The sequence below is a fragment of the Barnesiella sp. genome, assembly GCF_022723415.1.
In the GTDB taxonomy this organism is placed as follows: Bacteria; Bacteroidota; Bacteroidia; order Bacteroidales; family Barnesiellaceae; genus Barnesiella; species Barnesiella intestinihominis.
The window spans coordinates 1-24,655 of the sequence record NZ_JAIJHU010000010.1 but is presented as its reverse complement, the minus strand read 5'-3'; the positions used below and the strand labels follow the sequence as shown (position 1 = coordinate 24,655).

The 24,655-nt window shown below is 43.7% G+C and carries 16 protein-coding genes; 4 read left to right on the top strand and 12 right to left on the bottom strand.

From position 1 onward, the window contains the following. Nucleotides 1–4 precede the first annotated feature (4 nt). From murQ to QVD32_RS03590, 4 genes are all read left to right on the top strand, one after another. Complete coding sequence (gene murQ, locus QVD32_RS03605) at nt 5–832, top strand: N-acetylmuramic acid 6-phosphate etherase (protein ID WP_021891830.1); 828 nt, start codon at nt 5–7, stop codon at nt 830–832. Nucleotides 833–845: 13 nt separating this feature from the next. Beyond that, nucleotides 846–1,508 carry a GDSL-type esterase/lipase family protein gene (locus tag QVD32_RS03600; protein WP_021891831.1) on the top strand — a complete coding sequence of 221 codons (663 nt, stop codon included), beginning with the start codon at nt 846–848 and terminating at the stop codon, nt 1,506–1,508. A 353-nt stretch (nt 1,509–1,861) separates the two neighbouring features. Then, nucleotides 1,862–2,353: a T9SS type A sorting domain-containing protein gene (locus QVD32_RS03595; protein WP_021891832.1), complete on the top strand. Its 492-nt coding sequence runs from the start codon at nt 1,862–1,864 to the stop codon at nt 2,351–2,353. Continuing rightward, nucleotides 2,350–3,810, top strand: coding sequence for a CotH kinase family protein (locus tag QVD32_RS03590; RefSeq protein ID WP_021891833.1), 1,461 nt, complete (start codon nt 2,350–2,352; stop codon nt 3,808–3,810). The genes QVD32_RS03595 and QVD32_RS03590 overlap by 4 nt, the downstream gene beginning before the upstream one ends. 140 nt (nt 3,811–3,950) lie before the next feature. On the opposite strand, the gene QVD32_RS03585 is transcribed toward QVD32_RS03590, so the two are convergent. The 12 genes from QVD32_RS03585 to QVD32_RS03530 form a co-directional block, all read right to left on the bottom strand. Further along, a complete protein-coding gene (locus QVD32_RS03585) occupies nt 3,951–7,439 on the bottom strand; it encodes a T9SS type A sorting domain-containing protein (RefSeq protein ID WP_195242088.1) in 3,489 nt (1,162 codons plus the stop codon). Between the two features lie 82 nt (nt 7,440–7,521). Continuing rightward, entirely contained in the window at nt 7,522–8,814 is a 1,293-nt protein-coding gene (locus QVD32_RS03580; RefSeq protein WP_021891836.1) for a DUF4832 domain-containing protein, read from the bottom strand. 78 nt (nt 8,815–8,892) lie between these two features. Continuing rightward, nucleotides 8,893–10,704 carry a hypothetical protein gene (locus tag QVD32_RS03575; protein WP_118687387.1) on the bottom strand — a complete coding sequence of 604 codons (1,812 nt, stop codon included), beginning with the start codon at nt 10,702–10,704 and terminating at the stop codon, nt 8,893–8,895. A 50-nt stretch (nt 10,705–10,754) separates the two neighbouring features. After that, nucleotides 10,755–12,194, bottom strand: coding sequence for a DUF4832 domain-containing protein (locus QVD32_RS03570; RefSeq protein WP_287710146.1), 1,440 nt, complete (start codon nt 12,192–12,194; stop codon nt 10,755–10,757). 82 nt (nt 12,195–12,276) lie between these two features. Continuing rightward, on the bottom strand, nt 12,277–13,806 hold the full coding sequence (locus tag QVD32_RS03565; protein ID WP_008861365.1) for a RagB/SusD family nutrient uptake outer membrane protein: 1,530 nt from the start codon (nt 13,804–13,806) through the stop codon (nt 12,277–12,279). A 26-nt stretch (nt 13,807–13,832) separates the two neighbouring features. Next, nucleotides 13,833–17,048 (bottom strand): SusC/RagA family TonB-linked outer membrane protein, encoded by a 3,216-nt coding sequence (locus tag QVD32_RS03560; RefSeq protein ID WP_021891839.1) that lies wholly within the window; start codon nt 17,046–17,048, stop codon nt 13,833–13,835. 51 nt (nt 17,049–17,099) lie between these two features. Continuing rightward, a complete protein-coding gene (locus QVD32_RS03555) occupies nt 17,100–19,148 on the bottom strand; it encodes a glycoside hydrolase family 36 protein (protein WP_195554690.1) in 2,049 nt (682 codons plus the stop codon). Between the two features lie 16 nt (nt 19,149–19,164). After that, on the bottom strand, nt 19,165–20,229 hold the full coding sequence (locus QVD32_RS03550) for an amidohydrolase family protein (RefSeq protein ID WP_046415944.1): 1,065 nt from the start codon (nt 20,227–20,229) through the stop codon (nt 19,165–19,167). A 33-nt stretch (nt 20,230–20,262) separates the two neighbouring features. After that, on the bottom strand, nt 20,263–21,090 hold the full coding sequence (locus QVD32_RS03545) for a class II fructose-bisphosphate aldolase (protein ID WP_046415945.1): 828 nt from the start codon (nt 21,088–21,090) through the stop codon (nt 20,263–20,265). A 6-nt stretch (nt 21,091–21,096) separates the two neighbouring features. Beyond that, nucleotides 21,097–22,050 carry a carbohydrate kinase family protein gene (locus tag QVD32_RS03540; RefSeq protein ID WP_008861370.1) on the bottom strand — a complete coding sequence of 318 codons (954 nt, stop codon included), beginning with the start codon at nt 22,048–22,050 and terminating at the stop codon, nt 21,097–21,099. After that, nucleotides 22,047–23,288: a class II D-tagatose-bisphosphate aldolase non-catalytic subunit gene (locus QVD32_RS03535; RefSeq protein ID WP_287710145.1), complete on the bottom strand. Its 1,242-nt coding sequence runs from the start codon at nt 23,286–23,288 to the stop codon at nt 22,047–22,049. Before QVD32_RS03535 ends, QVD32_RS03540 begins: the two co-directional genes overlap by 4 nt. Before the next feature lie 10 nt (nt 23,289–23,298). Further along, nucleotides 23,299–24,438 carry an SIS domain-containing protein gene (locus QVD32_RS03530; RefSeq protein WP_021891845.1) on the bottom strand — a complete coding sequence of 380 codons (1,140 nt, stop codon included), beginning with the start codon at nt 24,436–24,438 and terminating at the stop codon, nt 23,299–23,301. Nucleotides 24,439–24,655: the final 217 nt, after the last annotated feature.

The following is a 24,655-nucleotide window of genomic DNA, read 5'->3' as shown; positions in this document are numbered from 1 at the left end:
TATTATGGCATTCGTAAAAATAACCGAACAACCGTCTCTTTACGACAACCTCGAAAAAAAATCGGTATTGGAAATATTGCAAGATATCAATACCGAAGACCAGAAAGTCGCTTTGGCCGTGAAAAAAGCGATTCCTCAAATAGAAAAATTGGTATCTCAAATCGTTCCCCGCATGAAACAAGGCGGACGCATTTTCTATATGGGAGCCGGAACCAGCGGACGTCTCGGAGTACTCGACGCTTCGGAAATTCCCCCGACATTCGGTATGCCCCCGACATTGGTCATCGGACTAATCGCCGGCGGCGATACAGCTTTACGTAATCCGGTCGAAAACGCCGAAGACGACATGAACCGCGGCTGGGAAGAACTGAAAGAGCATAACATCAACGAAAAAGACACGGTGATAGGAATCGCGGCATCGGGTACAACCCCTTATGTTATCGGAGCTCTACATGCGGCAAGAGAGCACGGTATTCTCACCGGGTCCATATCGAGTAATCCCGATTCCCCCATATCGAAAGAGGCCGACGTGGCGATCGAAATGATTGTCGGACCTGAATACGTTACGGGGAGTTCCCGCATGAAATCGGGAACCGGGCAAAAAATGATTCTCAACATGATAACAACATCTGTCATGATACAATTGGGACGGGTCAAAGGTAACCGTATGGTAAATATGCAGCTCTCCAACCAAAAACTAGTAGACAGGGGCACTCGTATGGTGTCGGAAGAACTGGGCATGGACTATGACCAAGCCAAACGATTATTGCTTCTGCACGGTTCTGTGAAAAAAGCAGTCGATGCCTACCACGCAGAAAATTCAAACTCATAAACACATCGAATTTATGAAACCGTTTTTTATCCTTTTAGGGCTATCGATATGCGTAATGAGCCTGTCGGCACAAGAAGCATACCAATATAATCAGTTTTATTACCAACGCTCCACATTATTCGAGAAGTTACCTATCGACAGCGACGATATCGTATTTTTAGGAAACAGTATCACGAACGGTTGCGAATGGCACGAGTTATTCAATAACCCCAATATCAAAAACAGAGGAATAAGTTCGGACGTTTCAATGGGGGTTTACGATCGTCTCGACCCGATTATCAAAGGGAAACCGGCAAAAATATTCCTGATGATCGGTATCAACGACATCGCACATCATTTATCAACCGACAGCATCGTTAAGAACATAACCCAAATCATTCGAAAGATTAAGAAAGAAACCCCTTCCACACAACTTTACATACAAAGTTTGTTACCCACGAACGACTCTTTCGAACGATTCAAAACAATTGTGGGAAAAACGCCCCAAATTATTGAAATAAACCAGCAATTAGAAGAGCTTGCCCCGATAGAGAAATATACATACATCGATCTGTTTCCACATCTGACGACTCCGGGAACGACCGTACTCGATCCCCAATATACGAATGACGGACTGCATCTGCTCGGAGATGGTTATCTAGTCTGGAAAGACGTTTTATTACCTTATTTGCAATAACAAAAATCCGGCAGAAGTCTTTTCTTGATTTTTCTGCCGGATTTCATTTTTTATTTTTTTCCAACTACCTTAATCTCTATCCTTCGACCATAATCGTCAACACTTCCATTCCCTCAAATGGAGAAACACAGAGGTTATTTTGAATATACTAACCGATAGTAATATCGGGACAAAGTCAGTTTCAACATCGGCTACGGGATAACTCTGCATTCAATAAAAAATTTACAGAGCTATTCGATAAACCAAGACATAATATATTGTTTTTTTGAATATAAATTCAAAAAAATCTCTTGATTAACATGATTAAAACATGTAGCTTTGTAACTAAATTTATTAAACAAATTTAATTTACCATGAAAAAGATTGTAATACCTCTTCTTTTGGGTCTCTTTGCCATAATACCACATCATCTTCCGGCAGCCTCTTACAAGAGCATTATCGTCAACCAATCAGATGGCTCCGAAATGAAAGTAACCATCGAAGACGATATGAAAACAGCGGTTGCCGAAGGGAATCTAGTAATCACTTGCACCAAAGGCGACATAGTCCTGCCTGTCATCGACATAAAAAACTGGACATTCTCTACAAGTGCAGGCAGCGACGACGTGTGGACCGGAATAGAATCGCCGACCGCAAGCGGAACAAATTGCATACTCAACTCCGACAGAATCATTCTCAGTAACTTACCCGAGGGTTCCACGGTCACTCTTTGTTCCATCGACGGACGAATAGTTAAAAGTAGTCGTGCCGAGGGCGATTACGAGTTCTCTATCTCCGAACTGCCCAAAGGCATATATGTATTGACTTATAATAAAAACACACTTAAAATAGCGGTTGCAAAATGAAAAAAATTCTACTTCTCACCGCAGCCGTTCTCATAAGCGGTTCTGCAATGGCTCAACACGAACATTTCCACGTGTTCCGCAACGACAAGCAAATCAATACGTTCAACAACGTACAAGAAATAACCTATCAGGGATCACCCTCCTCGGGTTACGACAAAATGCAAGTAACCGATGCCAAAGGTAATACGACCACTATCAATATAGAAGCTATCGACAGTGTTGTAGTCCGTTCCACAGGGATTCCCGAATTTCACGTGAATCTAACCGATCACCCCGAGTGGACGGAACTTACCGGCAGCAAGAGTGACGAACATCCGGCCATACTGCGCATGGACGGAAACGGAATGTACGACGACCTGCCCGAACAAGAAGTTATATTTCGCGGTCGAGGTAACTCCACGTGGAATATGAAAAAGAAACCCTATCGTTTCAAAATGGATAAGAAAACAGAGGTCTGCGGCATGAAGAAAGCAAAATCATTCGCGTTGATAGCCAACTACATCGACTGCTCTCTTATGCGCAATACCGTAGCTCTTTGGCTTGCCAATTACCTCGAAATGCCTTTTGCGAACCATTGCGTACCGGTAAAAGTTTATTTCAACGGCATCTGCAAAGGCCAGTATATGCTCACCGAAAAAACAGGAATCGGCAGTGGCAGCGTCGATATCGACGAAGAAAAAGGAATGTTATTCGAAATAGACTCGAACTACGACGAAGATTACAAATTCGCTTACGATCTCTATTCTCATACCGCAGTTCAAAACGGGTATAACAATACCCGAACCCTACCCGTAATGATTTCCGACCCGGATCTGACCGAAATAGCTCCTGCCCTCGGACTCACGGCCGATGAATATTTCGATACATGGAAGAACGATTTCTCAGCCATGCTCACCGCCGTGATGACAACTCCCTCGACAGGTAGTTTAAAAGAATATATCGACATTGAATCGGTCGTTAATTTCTTCATGGTCAATTCTCTATCTTCCAATCATGAAATGAGGCATCCCAAGAGTTTCAAACTTTATAAAGATTCACTCGATGGAGTCTACAAATTCGGCCCGGTATGGGACTTCGACTGGGCATTTACATTCGACGGAAGAGAAGGTGCTCCTGCCAATACTCCTATGGTCGACAACAACGGAGACTGTGGCGGCTACACTTTCATCAAAGCCTTGCTGAGCAATGAAGAGATACGCACGCTATATCAACAAAAGTGGAATGCTTTTGTCAAAGATGGTTATCCCGAATTGAAAGCCTATATGGAAGAATACGCTACCCTCATAGAACCTTCGGCCAAAGAGAACGGAGTGCTTTGGCCTGCCGATTACAGCGTGGATTGGAGATTAAGCGAAAGCTCTTTCGACTTCCGAGAAAACTTCGATAAGCTCAAAGCGTGGATTCAACAGCGTATAAACTATTGTAATGAAGACCCCAACTTCGGTCTATACCGTTGATTTTCGTAATTACATCTCTAACCAGACTATCATTGTAACGATTTAAAAGTTGGGAAAAACTTCATTACGTCATTCAAAATAAAAAAGTCCGGCAGAAACCGATTCTCGATTTTTCTGCCGGACTTCATTTCTTATTAACACTACTCCACGACAATTTTCCGATTATATATCTGCCCCGACGATTTCACGGAAACCAAATAAATTCCGGGGGACAACCCCTCAACAGGCAAAGAAGTAACCGATTCTTTAAGTTTTTCTCTCATAACAATTTCCCCTTGTGAATTTATGACCGAGAGTTCCGATACGCTATCTCCGGGAAAAGTTACGGTTACATATTCGCGAACTGGATTGGGAGCAACCGTAAAATCTACTCTCTTATTACCGTCAACACCCGTCGTCACCGTATATTTCCAAGTAGCCGCCTCGGTAAATTCCGAATAGTTTTCCAAATCATCGCGCGAAAAAGCAGCATAATAGTAAGTCGCTTTTTCTAACTCGGAATCCGTATAGCTCTCGCCATCTCCATCATAAACAACCTCGCCGTCCGTTTCATCAGCAGCGAACCGGTCATTACGGAGGACAATAGTCGTCGCCTCAAAATCGGGAGCCGGATTAATAAGTCCTGTCATAGCAATATCGTCGAGAGCCAACACTCCACCGCTGCACGGTGTACTACTGGGAACGACAAAATCCAACGAGATCACTCGCAAAGCATCACATTTCTTACTCGTATTCGGATGCCAATCGAACGCTTGGAAAGTGCGAATATCTATTTTCGCTTTTTTCCATTCGGTCGAATTCAACGGCAATGTTTCGTTATACCACCAGTCATCGGCATTACCGTCCAAGTCGTTATCTTCTTTTACAATAAGACGCAATGTCCGGCTCGACCCATCTCCCTTATACCAAAACTCCAAATAAGGAGAATCGGAAAAATCTCGTGCCTTTTCAAAAGCGAGAACCGCCGCATATTCACCCCAAGCCTTGTCGATATCATAAGTCATTTGAAGAGCCTTTCCCTCATAACCGTCTACCTCTTCAAGAGACCCTCTACCACCGCTATCGCCTACACCTTCGACCGAAGTTATTCCATTTTCGAAATCGTCCACCGTGATATTCACCGGTATTTCATAAACCGGATTTTTCCAAGAAAGCGTAATTCTCCCATCGACAAAATTTCCTGTAAATTCACTCGGTGCAGGAGGAGGCGTAGTATCCCATAGAACCGACACCTTACCTTTGGCATAAGCCCTTACGGGAGTATTCACTCCATCGTCGATAGTTCCATAAATCCAATAATCTCCTTTCGGTTGTAAATTGCGTACATTCCAATCGTACGAGTCTATTGCCTGTACATCGCTGGATAACCCTGTTACAATAGAAGTTCCATTAATACTGTCCAAAGAATAATACAAATTGATTTTTGCCGTACCCTGAGGATCGAAACAGGACCATTTGATTTTAAAACTATCGGTCACCGGGTCGTTATTTCCGTTCGGTTCCGTAATATATAAACTCGGCTTTAAACCTCCCGAACGAGTAAATTCATACGAATAAAATTCATTCCCGTCTCTGTCGCGAGCAATCAATTTGACCTTTTCACCATTCTCCGACACATCGATCGTAGAGAATCCGGCAATCTTATTAAACATCAAACTATACGGTTTATCCACCATGTTATATTGATCCCGGTTGCTCCCGTTCATCGCACCCGGACGAAGATAGTGCACGCCCGCTTTATACAGATGCTCGAAATTATGTTCGTCACCACCAAAGACAAGAATATGCTTACCCGCCAATGCGTGTTTCTCCAACAACGGCGCTATATATTCCTTTTGGCTGGCCGACCACTGCCCATGATAACTGGTTGAATAGACATTGACATGCGCAAAAATAAATATCCATTTCGAATCGGCATTCGTTAATTGCTCGTCCAACCAAGTCAACTGTTTCGAACCAGTGGCAAACGAAGGATCGTCTTTACCTTCATTCCAGTTACAACCGATAATTTTCACATCGCCGTAGTCCATAGCGAAATAGGACTCTCCTCTCGGGTCTATCCGTTCATCGGTATCGATATATCCATGAGATGGGACAGAAAAATAATCGTAATAAGTAGTAGGGCCGTTTTCATCGGATTTATCCATCGTTTCATGATTACCGATAACGGAAGTAAGAGTCTTCGCTGTAAGCATGGATTCTCCGGGAATAAAAAATGCCGAGTTCCAAGTGCGCATATCGCCTTTATTTACCAAATCGCCGATAGTAATCCACATATCGGGATCGACACCCAACATAATCGGGGCTGAGTTCTGCCAAATCTTTTCATCGTTATCATGTACATCGCTGAACGCGACCAAACGGAAATCGGTTCCTTTCTCTGGGGCTGTTTTCGCCGTACAAATCGTTTCATAACGACGACTTTCGTCCCCCACCTGATAATAATATTCTGTAAAAGGTTCGAGTCCCGTCAATTCGATAACGTGTACAAATCCCTCGCCGTCCACATTCCAACCAGTCTCGGCTGTGACCTTTTGTCCCAAATCGGGTGTTTTCCCATAATAAACCGTACCAGACGGATTAGCATCCAACGTCTGCCAAAGAATACGCACCGAATGGGTTGTCGGGGACATACTGTATGGTTTTTTGAAACACTCATAAGGCAATTCGCCTACCGGTGCGTTTTCAGTAGAAACGCCCCAGCGCGGGTCGCCCAAATCGCTACCGTCATCACCGGCTCCCACAGCCGGAGAATCTTTGTACAGCTGGAAGTTTCCATTCTCTGCATCTACAAACAGAGGATTCTTGGATATAATATTCTCTTTCGGTGCACTTCCATACAAATCCACGTTATAGGAGATAACGTTCTTTACAATGCTTTCATCTCCGTAGGCCGTAAAGCTCTTGGTATCGTCTCTTCTTTCCGAAAATGCCGAAATACAATTTTTTATCGTCGAACGGCCTGCATTATACAGATATACGCCACGACGGTCATAGCAGTTATAGAAAGTACAATGGTCGATCAATACAACCGGCATCAAGACTAGTTCTTCGCCACAATTTATACGGAAGAAATAATTGCTCCCTGTATTAAAATTAAGGAATGTAGAATTAGTAACGGAAAGAGTTTCGACCTGCGTATGAGCGCTAGAAGCATAAATCGCTTTGTTTGTTGTACTGTTGTCTGCCCCTATAAATATACAATCGTCGATCGTCAACGATTCTATTTTACCGGACAAAGAAACATAGACAAAACGATTGGTATAATTACGTACCGTACAACCGGATATAACCACCGGAGCTCCGGTGACCGTATCATCGATTCGAATCGCATCGGCAACTTCGGAGGCTCCATCAAAAACGATTCCCCGAATGGTAGCCCCGTCTTTTATCGAAAGCTTTCCTTGAATGATCGGAGCCGACTCCAACCCCTCGGCAGCACGTAGAGTAAGGGACTTATCTATCGTGACATTTCCTACATAGGTAACAGCTTCGGACAACTCGATGATATCGCCTGCCACTGCCGAAGAGACAGCGTCGGCAATAGTTTCCGTTCCCGAAACCGGAACAACCGCCGCCCTTACATACAGAGCTGACAAAAATAATGATAACAATAAAAACTTTTTCATTTGGATTAAATTAAGGATTAATAGTAAGTATAACTCTCGGCAAGCATAAACGGTTATTGCCATTATCCGGCATTCACCCTCATTATTCGCCTTTTACATCGGCGTCAAATTCGATTTTTTGTCCGCTTACCAAACGATCGCATTCTATGGTTATCTCCATATCGGTACTACCGGCCGGTATCCCTACCCAACGGCTCTGACCCGGCTGTAAGTCTTTCAAGCTGGACTCGGAACGAACTCCATTGACTGCGACGTAGGCATCGTAATAAATGGGAGCCACTCCCGAATTCTTTATCTGTACACAAGTAGAGTCCTCTTTCACTCTCACATCTGTTATTTCATAACGATAGCCGCACAGCATACTCGCTTGTTTGATTCTATTCATTGTCTGGTACGAAGGCTGGTTATTCCCGATCATATAAGTTATGTGAAACCGTTTGGACTCACCTTCGAAATTCCGGCCATGTATACCGTCGGGATAATCCAATACATGTTCCTGATCATATTTCGTATAATAGCCGAACTCACCTCCTGCGGGCGAAGTCTGATATCGTTTTTCTCCCAAAATCTTCCAATTTTTGCCGTTATACTCGTCGTGCGTCTCGTGCATAAACGAGTCGTCGAACACACCGAATTTTAGATTTCTCAATGAAGCATCGGCTTCCAAAGGAGTATATTCCGAACTTGCGGCATCGATAGAAACGCTCCACGGTGTACTCTTGAATGTTTCGCTCATAAACCTGAAAAACTCGGCTTGAAATTCTTTGGAGGGAAATGTCTGTCCCATAATTCTCGGCCCATCGTATATATGGTACTCAGCCCATAAGCCGAAACCGGTTTGAAGGAATGCCAAACGCGGATCATTGTCATACCGTTCTGCAAACTTCTGATAAAACTCTTTGTGGAACCGTTGTAAATCGGGATGCCGCCAGTCGGGAAATCCGGTCCGTTTTCCCTCACTCAACGCCACGGTTTCTTCATAATCGGGCAACTCGCGGATATATTGAGGCACAGCGCTTTCATATCCCGGATAGGTATACCAAAATCGGATAATGGCTTGATGCTTTCGGGATGCGACAGCATCGAGAATTTGTTCGAGAGGAGTCCAGTCATACACGCCTTTTTCTTTCACTATATCCGTATATTGCATATACGAATATTCAAGGCTGATGGCATCGGTATTCCGCTTGGCGTTATCTGCCCACAAAACGATACCCGTCATCGGTTGTACTCCTGTAATTTGCGACTGCAACGATATCTTTACGAAGCCGTCGAAATCCGGTTCTTCCATTTCATGTTTCGCTTCTGTATCGTGACAAGAAAAAAGAGAAAGCATAATAACCGGGAAAAAGAGATGTATAATTTTTTTCATCATGATATATCGAATTTAAGAAAATAAAAGCGGAGCGGCGGGATTGCCGCTCCGCAATAAAGGAATGAAAAAGCTATGTAATTATAATGTTGTAGGAGTAAATGTGACCGTAAATTTCTTACCGTTTGCCGGAACAATCGTGTAATAATTACCGTCCAGATTTTCTTTGTCGATAGTAAATCCGTCTTTCAAATCAACAACTATTTTATAGTAAGTTTCTTCTGTCGGAACAGGCAATAACAAACCACTATCGCCAGCAGGAGTCACCCCGTCAAAATATTTCGCAGAAATACAGTATTTACCATATTCCTCTGCCGTATAAGGAGCTGCCCAGAACGAAACGTCACCACCCCACGGCAAAATGGTTGCTATTGCCTGATAGGTATTCGCCGTCGGCGAAGTGCGATACAACGTTAAACGAGTCTTTTCATTCCAAGAGCCACGTTCAATACCCATAAATCTATTCCAACACCAGCCGTCCATATAAATTACATCGGGATAACCCACGTTATTCATGACGTAAACCGTTCCCGAGAAAGCATCAAGACGTATCAAGTATTCGCCTGTCGGGGCAATCATCTTCCAAGTAGGATTACCGGCCCCGGTAAACACGTCGTGATCACAATAAGCCATAGACAAATCGACTCCCTCGGCCGTTACGGTTTGGTCTTTCGTCAACTGAGCCAATCCCTCGTACGAGAAGTACTCTCCATCGATCAACGCCAACGAAGAGCCACAGAAAGATATGGCAGAAGGAGCCAATGCTCCGTTAATATAAATACCTTCGTTCGTATAAGCCAATGTGCGAGTACCGTCGCTCAACTCTACTTTGGTATATTCTTCACCTTCTTTAAACACTTTCATCGAGAAAGCTCCGCCCAAAGTAATCGAGAAGCTGGCAGCCTTGTCCTCTGCTCCCAAAGTCAATTGACGATTGGCGAATGTCAAGAAATTATCTTTTCCTCCCTCTTTGAAATAAAATTGTCCGGCAACGATAGCGCCCCACATATCGGTTTCTACGCTACCCGTACCGTCCGACGGCGGAGTCCATGCCCAATATTTGCGATTACCATTTTGATATCCCTGCATCTTCGTTTTCGAACGTTCTATCCAAATACCATTGTCGGGAGCATCGTTATCGTCCCAGTGACCGGAAATCGTACCGAAGATATAAAGCGATTCGCTAATCGGCGACCAATTTTGAGCATTACCCAAAGTCAATTCGAAACTAACTGCATTAAACGAAATTTTGAAATAGGCTTCTTCCTCGCCACCGAATACGATATTGTCTTTTCCAAGAGCTATAATCTCGTCTCCTTCCATACCCCACGACATACCGGTTTTATTGCTATTGGCATAAATCTTGCCCGTAGCACCGGCCGGAATAAAATCTTCCACGGAAAATACATTTCCGTCCTTTTCCATCGTATAGACCAAATTGTTATCTAAGGCCAGATAAAGAGCATCGAATGTCGGAAGCGTCACACCTTTAATGCCAACTTCTTCTGTACTCAACTCATTGCTGGAATTTTTCACCGTAACCGAAATAGTCAAATCCCCGGCTACTGCATTTTTAGGTAACGGAAGAGCTATCTTTTCATTCATGTCATACGTTTTTCCGGTAAGCATTTTTGTCGTTTCATAAAACGCCCCATTGGCATTACTTACCGAAATCATATATTGACGCAAACCTTTTTCATCGGCAAATTTAGCCGTCAAAGTCACCTCATCGCCATATTTTACATCGGCATTCGGAGTTACCGCCAGTTCTGAAATAGCAGAGTTCCCAGCAGTACCGCCGCCTCCATTAGGTTCATCATCGTCTTTACAAGAAGTAAATACAACCATTGTACTTACCAGTAAAAACATAAAATACTTCATTGTTTTTTTCATCACAGTAATTTTTTTGGTTAATAAATTATATCACTTCATTTACGAATCACTCATTTTTTCGTAAATACTAAATCTCCATTATAGATATCGGTCTTCTCATCAGAAGTTACATTAATTCTCATTAAAAGACTGTTATATCCGGTTTCAGCTTCCCAAACGCCTTCATTCGCCAATTGTATCGAATAATCGGGATTATCCCTCAATGTTTCCATAGGATCCGGCAAATTCAGATAAATATCATAATCTCCAATCGGCATATCGGTCGGCAATCCAGCTTCTATTTCGATAGTGCTTTCCATATCGGGTTTCCATTTACGAGGGTCGACATCGAGAGGCAAAACATAAGTAGTCTGGTCCGATACATTTCTCAAAGCCAACTCTACCGCCCGAGGATTAAACGGAGCGGCATATCCTTCATTTTTCACCCGCAAAACGACTTTCAGTAAATGACCCGGAGTCACATTAGTCGTATATCCGCCCGAAGTAAGGACAAAACGATATCCCATCTCCCGTTTAATTTTATCCATACAGCCCTGAGCGATCCAACGATCGTTCACGCCTTTATAATAATCGCTGTTCAAATAAGACCAACGAAGGTTACGCATTTCTTCCTGAGCCTTACTACAATCGGCAGGAGAAACCCCATCGGGAGGACAAGTCTCTCCACCCATAGGCAAATAAAGACCTTCCTGACCTAAATATTTTTTATCTTCGGTCACATTTTGGTACGTTCCATAATCGGTCTCACTGGCCATGAAACAGTCATTGTGGTGGCCAATACGCGCGGCAATTCCATTGGTATAAGCATTTGCCGCAGTCAATGCCGTGGTAGGCTTCCCGTTCAATCGGAGATATTCCTGCTTATATTGAGGCGTGCGCACTTGAACAACACGTTCCTCCGGCAATGCTTCAAGCAATTTATCGAGGACAGCCTTACGAGCCGACGGTGTATTCAAGTTATTGGTCGTATAATACCACTCTCCCCAAGAACCTATAAACCCCGCTTGCCAAACAGCTATTACATCGGCGTTCTTTGCCAAATAGGGTTTCAATTGGTCGATATGTGTTTGAATAATAGACAGCGGTGCATCAGGCTCAGTCTCCAAACTAGTATAAGCAAAACGTAACACACACTTTACACCGGCCTCCCGCATAGCCGCCATATCTTTATCGAAAAATTGAAGAGCTTCGTCAGTAAGAGCTTTATCTCTAAAATTTTTCAAATAGAAATACCTGAATATCAAAGAATATCCATTCGCACGATAATTTTTCAACGTAGATACACTCAACGCTCCCGAAATTCCCATTTCACAAGAAGTCGCTTTATAAAAACCTCGTTCGGGATTAACGATTATTTCATTGGAAGCCTTATAAGAAACCTGCTCCATAGGAATATCCGATTCCTTATTGTTCTCATTTTCCTTCTCACAAGAAGTACATGCCACTCCCAAAAACATCAATGCACCGGCACTGAATAATTTAAATATCATATTCATAGCTCTTTCATTTAATTATTGAATTAATGTCAGAGAAACCGGTGCCCCTCGTTTGAGGGACACCGATCCCCATCTCTTAAATAGTATATCCGGGATTTTGAATTACCTTTCCTTTACCATCGACAATAACCGACGGAGGCAATGGATAGACATATTTATATTTCGAAGCATAAGGGGCTTGGTCGGCATTCAATTCCAATACCCTATCCAACAGTTTGTCGAAACGAATCAAATCGGCTCTGTATTGACCGCTTTCACACCAAAATTCATGAGCCCTTTCTATCAACAACTGATCGATAAATGACTCTTTCGAGGGAAAATCGGATAACTTTTTATCATCGAGTTTAGCCCGGCCACGAACATCATTCATCAAGTCGACAGCCTCTTGCGTCACACTGCCGCCCGGTTTCATCACGATAGCTTCGGCCAACGAAAGCAATACATCGGGATAACGATATACGACTATATCCAAATCGGAATATCCGCCACTACCGGGAACCGCAGGATCGATCTCATACTTTTGGGGAAGAGGCCCCAAATCGAGATATTGATCGGGATTTTCCCGATTACGAATCTCACCGTCTCCTGTCGTATATTCAGGAATCAAATAGGTTTTACGCGTATCGTTAGGCTCGAACGAATCATAAAAATACCACGTGCTTTGTACCGTCGCCCAACCTTGAACGAGACCATCGATATCCGGCGGCATAGCCATCATGTGCCACTGGTTCTGACTGGGACCATCAATAGCACAAGGTATTATATAAATGTATTCCGACGTGCATTTAGACTGTCCCGCCAATTCGAACAAGGACGGGTAATCGTCGACCATCGCATAGCCATAATCGGCCGTCATCATCTCTCGGGCAATAGTCTCTACCTTGTTATAATAAGATTGATCCTCGGGAGTTTCATGCAGATATAGACGAATTAACAACATATTGGCCAAACCTTTACTAAATTTTCCATACTCGGTATCTTTCGGATAAGGCAAATTATCGGCAGCGAATTTCAAATCGTCTTCGATAAACTTAACCATCTCCTCACGAGACAAACGAGGAAGCGGAGCTTCATTCAACGGCTCATCAAGAACTTCTACCGGTGCAATTACCAGCGGACCGAACATATCGTACAAAATGTATGACAGATAACCACGAGCACAACGTACCTCGGCGATATAACGATCTTTTTCCTCGCGAGATAATTCGCTCTTTTCTATCATATTCATTACCGTAGTACAACGACTTATCTTACCGATAAAACCGTAAGGCTCGTCACGAGTATAATAAAAATAGGTTACATCGGTAGTTTCCGTATTGAAAGAAAGTTCATGGCAATACTTCTGAGCGCCAAACTTTCCCGCCAGAATTTCGGTGCAAGCATCGTTCACAAACATTTGCCCCCTTTCGGAAGTCGTATTGATACCGTCCCACCAGCTACCACGCAGAGGATAGTAACACGAAAGAACCATTGCCTCCAAATCTTCTTTCGATTGAGGAAAGATAGACGGATTTATATCGCTATAATCGATTGGATCCAACTCGCAACTATTCAGCATAGGAACCAACAGCAACAACAGTGTAAATTTTCGAAAAATCTTTTTCATTGTATTCCGTATTATATTGTTGTCTACTAAAATTTAATATCTACACCGACCGTAAACGTGCGGGCATTGGGATAAGCCGCCGCATAAGAATCGGTTTCAGGATCGAGACCTCCATAAGGAGTAATAACGAATACGTTATTTACATCGACATGGAAACGCATATTCTGGAAAATTTTCCGTGTAGTAGCAGTAGAAGGAACCGTATATCCCAACGTTATATTTTGTAAGCGGATATACCAAGCATCTTCATAGAACCAGTCTCCGTATCCATAGGTCGAACCCGAGAAAAAAGAACTGGGATTTTTAGTCGAAGGATTATCGGGCATCCAGCGATCGTCGAGACAACGCAATCCGTTATAACCATACTGTGCCATTCCCCAAGCAGAAACGCCATAAGCCATACGGGTGGGATCCATCATCACCCGGTCGAAAGAGCCGTAGAAATTGAAATTCAAGTCGAAGCCTTTGTACCGGAAAGTATTGTTGAAACCAATTGTAAACCCGGGATCCGAAGAGCCTAATAAACGGTTATCGGCATCGTCGATAATACCATCTGGTTTCCCGGTCAAGACAAAACGTCCGTTACGAACTACGGGATCGCCGGTCTCAGGGTCACGCAAATAACCGTTCAAGTCCTCAATAATCAACTGACCCGGTTTCAAATCGGGTTGCGCAGCAGGAGCCTCGTCTCCCTCTTGCATAATACCGATGGCCTTACGAGAATAAATGGCCCGAATAGGATCATTATCCCCTTCGTATACCGAAGGTTTCCAATCGGTCGTATGCTCTACCCACCAGTTTTTCACACGAGAAAAAGTAATATCGGAGAACCAAGAGAAATCTTTTGTCACGATATTTTTCGTATTCAAGGTAAATTCAAATCCCCGTCCTCCTGTCGTACCGATATTAGCCGAAACGAAAGTCAGGTCATGATATGTATTTAAAGGTTTATCTGTCAACAAATCCGTTATCCGACGTTCAAAAAATTCGAACGTACCGCCAATACGTCCATCGAACAAAGCAAAATCCAAACCGACGTTGAACTCTTTGGTTGTTTCCCATTTCAAATCGGGATTTTCCAAACGCCCTAAAAATACACCTGTTTGTTGGCTATTATCCTGTTTATTATATGCCAACTGTGCATAATAAGCTGCAAAAGCATTATTGGTTACACCTGTCGCATTTCCTACCGTACCATAGCTGACACGAGGTTTCAACATCGATACTACCGAGCGGGCAGGTTCCATAAACGGCTCTTCGGCCATATTCCAAGCCAATGCCACGGACGGGAAATAGCCCCACTTGTGATTACGGGCAAATACGCTGGCTCCATCGGCACGGAAAGTAGCGGTCAACAAATAACGATCCATGAACGTATATCCTACACGGGCGAACGCCGAATAAATCTTATTCTCACTACCACCGGAAGCCACTTGTTTCGTACCTTCCCCAGATTGAAGACTGTTCCATAAGAATGCATCGGTGATAAATCCATTGTTGCCAGCACTTACATAATAGTCCTTATTAAACTCGGCCGACCAACCCACTACCGCATTAATACGGTGATTACGGTTGAACTCTTTCATATAGCTACCGGTCGTCTCGATCAGATATTTCTCGCTATCGTTTTCACTAATCGTAGCGATACCGTCGGAAAGACCGCCAAAAAGAGTCTCCTTAGGCATATAAGTCTTACGACTTTGATGAGCCCTATCCATACCCATACTGAACTTGAATACCAAATCTTTGATCGGTTCATAAGTCACATACGCATTTGCCAAGATACGATCCATCAATCCCTTATCCGTATTCAACAACAATGAGGCCGGATTCGGCTGGGTCGGTAACTGCGGATTGACAGGATAATTGCCATCTTCATCTTGCGCCGGAATATTCGGATTCATCTGTACGGCAGCCCGAATCATACCCGATTTTTCATATTCTTCGGCTCCGAGCTGCGTATTATCGTTGGCTATACGAGAAGCTGTAATGTTGACACCGGTTTTGAAATATTTATTGATAACCTGGTCCACATTAATTTTTGCCGAATAACGTTTCATTCCCGAATTTTCAATAATACCACGATTATCATAGTAATTCAATGACATCATAAAATTGGTATTTTTGCTACCGCCTTGCACACTCACATTGTGTTGTTGCACACTACCGTTGCGGGTAATCAAATCGAGCCAATCGGTTCCTTCACCGGCAGCTGCAATCTGTTTATCGGTAAACGACAGTTTATAAGCCACTCCGTTTTTGGGAGAATCGATTGCCTCCTGTAAAGTACGATTACCATAGGGATAAACGTTATTCTCATACATCCACAAATCCCAAGTTGCGGTATTCATGGCGTTCATCCACTCTTTCAGATTATAGACATCGTAATTATCGGTGTATTGCTGAATAGAATAAGACCCCGAATAAGAGACAACCGTCCGGCCCTCTTTTCCTCGCTTGGTCGTAATTAAAACTACACCGTTAGCAGCACGGGAACCATAGATGGCCGTAGCCGAAGCATCTTTCAGAACTTCGATAGATTCGATATCGGCCGGATTGATAAAATTCAATACGCTCTGTGTCCCAGCAACCATTCTTTCATTCGTCGTCGATGGTTGTTCCAATTCTGTTATAGGAAAACCGTCCACTACGTATAAAGGAGTTTTAGAACCATTGATAGAACCCTCTCCACGTACACGGATATCCAATCCACCACCCGGCTGGGCACTATTCTGAGAAATCACCAAACCGGCAGCTTTTCCTTGCAAGGCATGAGCAACAGAAGGTGCTACCGCAAGATTAAGATCATCGCTCTTCACCGAAGAAACAGATCCTGTCAAATCACGTTTCTTTACCGTACCATAACCGATAACGACGACTTCGTCGATGTAATTTCCATTTTCGGTCATAGTCACATCTAATTTTTTCGAACCGCCTATTTTCACCTCTTGGGTATCCATACCCACATATGAAAAAACAAGCGTTCCATCGGCTGGGGCCGAGATGGTGTAAAAGCCGTTATAATCGGTAGAGGTTCCTTTTGTTCCTCCTTTCACAAGAACACTGACACCGATTAACGGATCTCCAACAACATCTTTCACAACACCGGATATTTGTATATTCTGAGCCATTGCTCCCAAATATCCGCACATAAGAATCAAGGAGACGAAAAATCGCGTACAAAACCGAAATTTCATACTGTGTTTTCCATGATTCCGTTCTACTTTCTGTAATAGATTCATAGATCGAGATTTTTAGTTTGTTAAAAAAATTATATAGAGAAATTTGGACTTTCACTTTTTCACCTCGTTCGCTTGGAACAAAAGCGCTCTCTCAAACTTGCAATGCAATCGAGCCTCAGGCCCCTCAACCTCACCCAACGAAACTTCATTGAAGTAATCATACAGTTCATACTTTTTACCTTCTTCCAGACCTTTCACAAGGATATCACCGTCGAACGACGAAGCATAAAAAGCATAATACAATGTACCGTCCTTACGAATGACATGAGCTTCGGGACGAGAATAGCCGATATCATACAAGCCATTTACATATTCTCCTGTCGAAAGCATCTTCTCGTTATACAGCGAGAACCATTTCTTCCAGATAACCTCCTTCTCAGAAGTCAATCGATAATCGGCTTTTACCTTAGGATTATTCTTTGGCCAAGTAAATTTGGTTCCCAATACGGCTCCTATACCGAACGACGAAGCAAAGTCATCGCCATGATCGCTCAATTCGACATGATCGCCGAAATAGGCCGTTCGAGGAACCAGTGCTTTATAGACATATCCTTTCAAACGTACTTGCCAGCTACTGGTCGGGTCGGAGGCTACCGTTTGGTTGGTATAAGGCAAATTATAAAAAGACATACAGCAGCCGCAGGGACAGTTTTGAATAACCGCATGCGGATTGATTGACCGAGATTCGTCATATATCATCTTGAAGAATCCGGGTAACTGCTCATAAGAATATTGGGGACATTCGGGGTGATGCTTCCAATTATAATCGGGATGCACGCTATTCAAATGCTGACCATCGAGTTTCAATCCGTCGAAGTCGTATTTTTTCATAAATCGATCCACCAGATCTCGACTATACGACACCACGCCCGAATCGACAGGGGAAAGGTAATAACTGTCCCACCAAGTAATATAATGCGGGGTCTGTTGTTTGGAAAGCGTAATAAAATCGGGATTTTCTTTCAGCACTTTCGTACCCGGATCGGCAGCCAGCGGAGCCCACCAAAGTTGAACTTTCAAACCATAGGCCTTCATCTTTTTCACCAAATCGACCATATCCCTATCGCCACCGGGGAAACGTTTGGTATCGAGCTCCCAGTCTCCTTCGGCAATTTGGTAACCGTCATCGACAGTCGCCCATTTGATGCCCAATTCTTTCACCTTAGGCAAAGTCCCTAAGATTTCGGCAAAAGTGGCTTCTCGTTCATATCCCCACGCACACCACATGGGCTCGAATGCGGCCGGTTCCGATTCGGGCATTACCAACCCGGAAACCTGCATATATTCTGAAAACTGTCGAAGCGGAGCAAAGCAATCTCCTTCATATACCGATACGAATGTCCGCACCGTAGAAATCGTATCGCCCTGTGTAAATGCCACGACCGATTCTCCCGCACTTTCGACCGCAACCTCTGCATAGTTATCGTATTTCGATTTCTTCACCGGAAGCGAGACCAACCGGGGAGAAAGTTCTACATGTCCCACGGCAATACCTTGATCTCTACGCCACAAACAAGTTACAGGAATACCTCCACCGTAATCCGAATCGTTCATTCCCATATAGTTACGTTGATAAAAGCTAGAATCGACTGGGAGAATCCAATCGGCTCGTTCTATGGTAGACTGACCTTGAAAAGACCAGAACGCCGGAGTATCTTCGTTATCGATCACCCGGAACGCATGGTTTACCCACTTCACTACATGCAAATCGCGAGACGATTCATTCACATATTTTACTTCGGTAACGGCCATACCGGGGAAACGACTATCCACACTAATCGTTTGTATTTTTTTGATAGTACCGCCGAAAGGCATCGAAGCCTCTCCAATCAACGTATAGACAGTAGTATCCCCGGCCACCCGAATATCCCGGCTTTTCAATTTAAAATCAGATACCGTCCCCTCTTCCAGCTCTATATATTCAGTCTGGCTTTTTTCGGTCAAAGGAGCATCATTTCCGGTTAACTCGACCGTCATGTGCATATCCTTATCCACAGACAGAATCATCGGACCGCTTTTTATTTCGAGACCTTCGCTGCAAGAAAACAGTAAAAACGAGGACAGTATTGAAATAATCGTGTATTTATCGATGTGTTTCATGGTTTCTTTTCTTAAATTATTTCATAATTCGAATGAAATTTTCCCGGTAGATTTTTCGCAAGACTTCATCGGGAAGGTCAAAACCCGAATAATACCAGTGATAGTGATAATCGGGAACATAAAAGTGTTCGTCGTCGGTTTCGAGAATCCGAAATGTCGTTTCATACATTTCGGCAGACATACCGTTATCAGTCCCATATAAAATGCGATCGGCGTAACGAGTATAAAATTTCTTCATGTAGCGAGGAATACTTGCCGTCTCTCCGAAACGGGCCGACATATCGACATATAAATTGGAATACTCGTCGAGTAACCTCCCCACGATAGAAAGATCATAACTGCAATTGATGAAATGGCAGGCGACAAACAACGTGTTCGGGTGATTCTTAACAGCCTCCGAAAATTGTGCAATCAACTGTTCGTGGGATTGCATGCCGGGTATTGACATATCGATTTTCCATTTCTTCCCATTCATTAGCCCATCATTATATTTATCATCGGGCAGATACATCCAATAAGGCTCTGCTACATGGATATTCAATGGCATCCCCAACTCTGCACAAGTTTCATAAATCGGCGACATCAAAGGGTCGTTCAAATGGATTCCTTCGGCCATATTCGTCTGGAATGCGACATATACGCCCAATCCTTTATCGGTTACCTCTCCGACACCCTTAGCTCCCATTTTGTGGCAACGCTTCAATTCCTCGACGGCTGTTTTTACAAACGAAGACTTTCCGTAATCCGACAGGTCGAGGCCACACCACAAATCGAACCGGTCCTTATAAGGAGCATAAACTTCTACGATGGAATCGAAAGAAGCCCCGGTATATCCAGTCAATACAACTGTTTTCTCGATGCCTTTCCTATCCATAGTTTTCACCCACTGAGCAACCTCTTCGAGTGAAGAAGGGTAATCGTGAGAGTGTGCATCGATAACCGGATATTTCGCTTTCTCGACCTTCGTTTCGGGTATTTTATAAATAGATTTCGGCATATACTCTTCCAACAGTATATTCTCCTGTCCATACCCGGTCGAAACAAAAAGCAAAGCGACTAAAAACAGATAACAGTGTTTCATATACCAAGATTAAGTTCGTAATAATTCTTATCGTCATTCGGTGGCGCTTCCCACCATTTTATATTTATCGCACAATAGTTCTACCACAGAATCGGTCGCCTTAGGGAATACTTTTCGCAAATCGATTTCATCGCTATTCTGCAAGGTTTGTTTCAATGCCCGCATAAACGTGTCTTTTATCTCTGTCGCCAAATTGACTTTGGCTATACCGTTGCGAATAGCCTCCCGAACCATATCGTGAGGAATACCCGAACTCCCGTGCAAAACCAAAACCACATCGGTTGCGGCATGTATCTCGGCCAAACGGTCGATATCGAGACGAGGTGTCGATTTATAAAATCCATGAGCCGACCCAATAGCCACAGCCAAAGCATCTACCTGTGTAGCCCGGACGAAACGAACGGCATCTTCCACGGTCGTAAAACCGGACGAATCTTGCATTTGTCCCAACTTAGGCACATAGCCCAATTCGGCCTCCACATTAGCCCCGTACGGTCGAGCCATCTCTACAACCTTACAAGTCGTTTCGATATTCTCCTCCATACTCTTTTCGCTGGCATCGATCATTACCGACTCGAATCCGGCATCGAGGCAACGTTGCACCAACTCGACAGAACCTCCGTGATCCAAGTGTATGCAACCGTCAAGCCGGTAGTCTTCGAGTCCCTGACGCGCCAATACAACCGCCCGCTTCAATCCCATATAATCGATCGAGCTCCTTGTCAATTGTAACATAACAGGCGCCTGCACTCGCGATGCGGCTTCGAGTATGCCTTTCAAGGTCTCGTAGTTGTAAAAATTGGTCGCCAGAATGGCTTTCCTTTCAAGCTGAAACTGTTTAAGTTTTTCCTGAACTTTCATATTCTGTTATAATGTGATGTGCTGATTAAACCTATTCCGTGCTATCTCCTCGATGGTCTTTTTATCGGCAAAAGCTCCCGTTCCTCCTGCCGCAGTCGTGTTGATGGCGCCTGTGAGATTCCCGAATCGCTGACAATCTTCCAAAGTCTCGCCTTTGACAAATCGCGAAATACACCCGGCATTGAAACTATCGCCGGCGCCGATTGCATCCACGACTTCCGTATTCAAGAACGAAGGCAGAAATGCCGGTTCTTCTCCCCGACGAACCAACAGAGATCCTTTACTCCCCATTTTTATAATTGCTGTATTGACATAAGGTTTTATTTTCCCGACAGCTTCATCGATCGTTTCGGAAGAGGTCAATAACATAAGTTCTTTTTCATTCGGCAAAAACACCGAAACCAACGGTAAAATGCGGGTATAATCGAAATCCCAGATTTCTGTCGGGTCCCATTGCGTATCGAGCGAAGTCGTCACGCCTTGTACACGAGCGTAATCGAGTATTTTTTCCAAATCGGCTTTTAACGCCGGTTGTAGGAATATGGAAGATATATGGATATGACGACATTTCTCAAATACCGATTTGTCTATATCGGCAAACGACATGACCGCCATCGCACCCTGATAAGTTACCATAGCACGGTCTTCGCCATAATTCAGTACAATCGTCGCCCCCGAAGAGTGTTCATCGGTTTCTATCAACATGGAGGTATCCACTCCTTTGGCTTCGAGGCTCTCTCTTATCAGATTACCGAGAGTGTCTTGCCCTATCATTCCCACAAAGCCCACTTTTGCACCCAACGCGGCGGCATTGGCGGCAAAAATAGCAGTCGAGCTTCCCAACGTAAGAATCATATCCCCGGCAAATTTCTCTTTCCCCACTTCGGGCTCTCCGTCGATATTATTCAGAATCAAATCGACATTCAACTCCCCGATAGCCAAAATATCGTACGGTTTCATAGCAGATAATCATTAAGGTTTACCAAATTGAACGCGTTGAAATACTTATCCATATCGTGTTCGATGCGCATCAAAACAATATCTTCGGACTCATAACCATTCCGATTCAAGTTTTCATAAAGTTGATTGCGGGCTACTATCGCCTCCGGTTTTTGCCAGATATAACGGCAACTTGTCCGCACTAACCATAACTTCCTCTCCTCGGAAAGCTCATTGAAATGATGGCCTTTTTCCGATTCGAGCAACCATTTGCGCCAACGATTCGATTCATCGACAAGTTTCCAAAGCACATTTTTCATATCGGAACAAACAGCGACTCTTCCCTCCGCATGAAGTCGCTTCTCTATTCCTTCGAGTTCCATCAACGCATCATATTCACTGATTGTAAACTCAGGCCCTACATTGGCAGCTCCCATTCCGCACAACGGATAATCTTCGGGATTCAAAACCCCGTCGGTATAGTGCCCCTTGATGTAGCTCCCGAACTTCGCCACCTTAGCGGTCAATTTACGCGCTACCTCCTTATCGAAAGTAACCGTATGCAAATCGGTTCCCACTTTACCGACAATGAAGCAGGGCCATACATCGTCCAAACCGCAAGCCTTCAATCCGGCTTTCAACTCGACGATAAACGTATCGAACACACTCTCATCGGCCAAACCTCCATGAACTTCTTCCGTCCCCACTTCATACGAAACCGGGGGAAAACCGTTAGACCGTCGGAATGTTTCGGTATGTTCGATCAGCTCCACCGTACGTTTAGCTACCAGATGTATATCTATGATTTCCCCTTTGGGAACATGAATATCGACAGTCGGATCGACATGTATCAAATCGTAACCGGCAGCGACCGCAGCTTCGAACGATTTCTTAACCGCAGCCATAGCTCTATCGGTATCCCATTTCTCGACGGACTGTATATCTTTCAACCACGGCCCTCCGTGGTCCACGGCCACGATATAGGGCCCCGTATAATCGACTGCCTGAGACTCCATACGCAATACATCGGTAAAAACCGACTGAGTCATTCCGGTATATCCTCCGTCGCAATCGACTTGATTAAGTGTCGCCGCAAATTTTATAGGCGCATTATTTCGTTTAGCCGAACGGAATGCCGCCTTAATGACCGCCATCGAATTGGGGCACACGGCCAACAACGTGCGGGATATATGTTGCGTTTCTTTTAGTTCGGCAATCCTCCTCAGGATATATTCAGTTTTCGGTTGTGTCGTTTTCATGTCGTTCGATTTAAAGGTCATAGATTTTCACACCTTCCACTACACGGGATATATTTCCCGAAACCGAAGGTTCATCGGGATTCAATCCCAAATTCTCCGATTTGAAATAGCCTAACAATTGCCCCACCAAAACATAAGGGATACAGGCATATTCATTTTTTTGCAATTCTCCGGGATTTGTCGCTGCAACGACACAATCGAGATTCACCCCCGGTATGACTATCCCCGAAGGCGAGACCGCTATTTGAGCTACGACTTTATTATTTTCGTTAATTTGGCGTATCAGATCACGCTCGTAATGAAACACTTTTTCATCATCTGAACAAAGATATACAAGCACGGTATCTTCATTGATCACAGCTTTGGGGCCATGACGGAATCCAAGAAACGAATCGAACTTGCAAACGACCAATCCATCGGTCAGTTCTTGTAATTTCAAATGACACTCTTCCGCTATTCCCTTCAATGCGCCGGAGCCTAAAAATACAGCCCTACCGAATTTTCGCGCAGCAATCTCGAAAAGCGATTTTTCACCGCTCTTCAAAATATCCCGTGCAAAAGTTACTATCGCCTCTATTTTACTTCTTTGCGCCGGCAACTGCTCTATATTGAAAATCAAAATAGAGACCAATGCCATAGTCGTAAAACTGCTGGTCATAGCCAATCCTTTGTCGTTTGTTTCCGGTGGAAGTAACACCAGCAACACATTATCCCGAGAACCCTCTCTCGCTAAATCGCCCGTTTCATTACAGGTTATGATAATATGAAATACTTTCTTACAATATTTATCGGCAATATGTACGGACGCCAAACTCTCAGGACTGTTTCCCGAACGGGCAAAAGAAATGAGGACGACAGGTTTTCCGGTAGGCAAACAACTTTCGGGATAAGTAATAATATCGGTCGTCGCTACGGCTCGACATTGAGAATAGCCTTTTTCCACAAAAATCCCGGCCAATGCATTTCCAATAAAGGCCGACGTTCCAGCACCCGCCAAGATAATTTCGGTATCCTTTCCTATATGGTTGTTCGAAATGAAAGTTTGTATCGCGGCCTCATTTCTGCAAACCAAATCATATGCCTTCAACCAAACATCGGGTTGCTGCATAATTTCACAATATGTAGCCGTTTTATGATCGCTTGAATTCATAAAGTACTGTGTTAAAATAAATTGAAAACTCTATTATCACTCTTCTTGTCCTATTTCTCTATCACAAATATAGACAAGCGAAACTTTCGATTCGAAATATTATATCAACAAATATCTAAATAATACTTTATGAAAATCTATAAATAAAAGATTATCAATAATTTATATAAAAATAAAAATATTTCGAAATGTTTCGATTGTTAAAATACATTATAAA

Bases quoted from the DNA above. Each gene is read 5' to 3' on its own strand.
- QVD32_RS03590 (WP_021891833.1), top strand. From the start codon at position 2,350: ATGAAAAAAATTCTACTTCTCACCGCAGCCGTTCTCATAAGCGGTTCT.
- QVD32_RS03570 (WP_287710146.1), bottom strand. From the start codon at position 12,194: ATGATATTTAAATTATTCAGTGCCGGTGCATTGATGTTTTTGGGAGTG.
- QVD32_RS03555 (WP_195554690.1), bottom strand. From the start codon at position 19,148: ATGAAACACATCGATAAATACACGATTATTTCAATACTGTCCTCGTTT.
- QVD32_RS03530 (WP_021891845.1), bottom strand. From the start codon at position 24,438: ATGAATTCAAGCGATCATAAAACGGCTACATATTGTGAAATTATGCAG.
- QVD32_RS03535 (WP_287710145.1), bottom strand. From the start codon at position 23,288: ATGAAAACGACACAACCGAAAACTGAATATATCCTGAGGAGGATTGCC.
- QVD32_RS03560 (WP_021891839.1), bottom strand. From the start codon at position 17,048: ATGAATCTATTACAGAAAGTAGAACGGAATCATGGAAAACACAGTATG.
- QVD32_RS03545 (WP_046415945.1), bottom strand. From the start codon at position 21,090: ATGAAAGTTCAGGAAAAACTTAAACAGTTTCAGCTTGAAAGGAAAGCC.
- QVD32_RS03595 (WP_021891832.1), top strand. From the start codon at position 1,862: ATGAAAAAGATTGTAATACCTCTTCTTTTGGGTCTCTTTGCCATAATA.
- QVD32_RS03540 (WP_008861370.1), bottom strand. From the start codon at position 22,050: ATGAAACCGTACGATATTTTGGCTATCGGGGAGTTGAATGTCGATTTG.
- QVD32_RS03565 (WP_008861365.1), bottom strand. From the start codon at position 13,806: ATGAAAAAGATTTTTCGAAAATTTACACTGTTGTTGCTGTTGGTTCCT.
- QVD32_RS03585 (WP_195242088.1), bottom strand. From the start codon at position 7,439: ATGAAAAAGTTTTTATTGTTATCATTATTTTTGTCAGCTCTGTATGTA.
- QVD32_RS03600 (WP_021891831.1), top strand. From the start codon at position 846: ATGAAACCGTTTTTTATCCTTTTAGGGCTATCGATATGCGTAATGAGC.
- QVD32_RS03550 (WP_046415944.1), bottom strand. From the start codon at position 20,229: ATGAAACACTGTTATCTGTTTTTAGTCGCTTTGCTTTTTGTTTCGACC.
- QVD32_RS03580 (WP_021891836.1), bottom strand. From the start codon at position 8,814: ATGATGAAAAAAATTATACATCTCTTTTTCCCGGTTATTATGCTTTCT.
- QVD32_RS03575 (WP_118687387.1), bottom strand. From the start codon at position 10,704: ATGAAAAAAACAATGAAGTATTTTATGTTTTTACTGGTAAGTACAATG.
- murQ (WP_021891830.1), top strand. From the start codon at position 5: ATGGCATTCGTAAAAATAACCGAACAACCGTCTCTTTACGACAACCTC.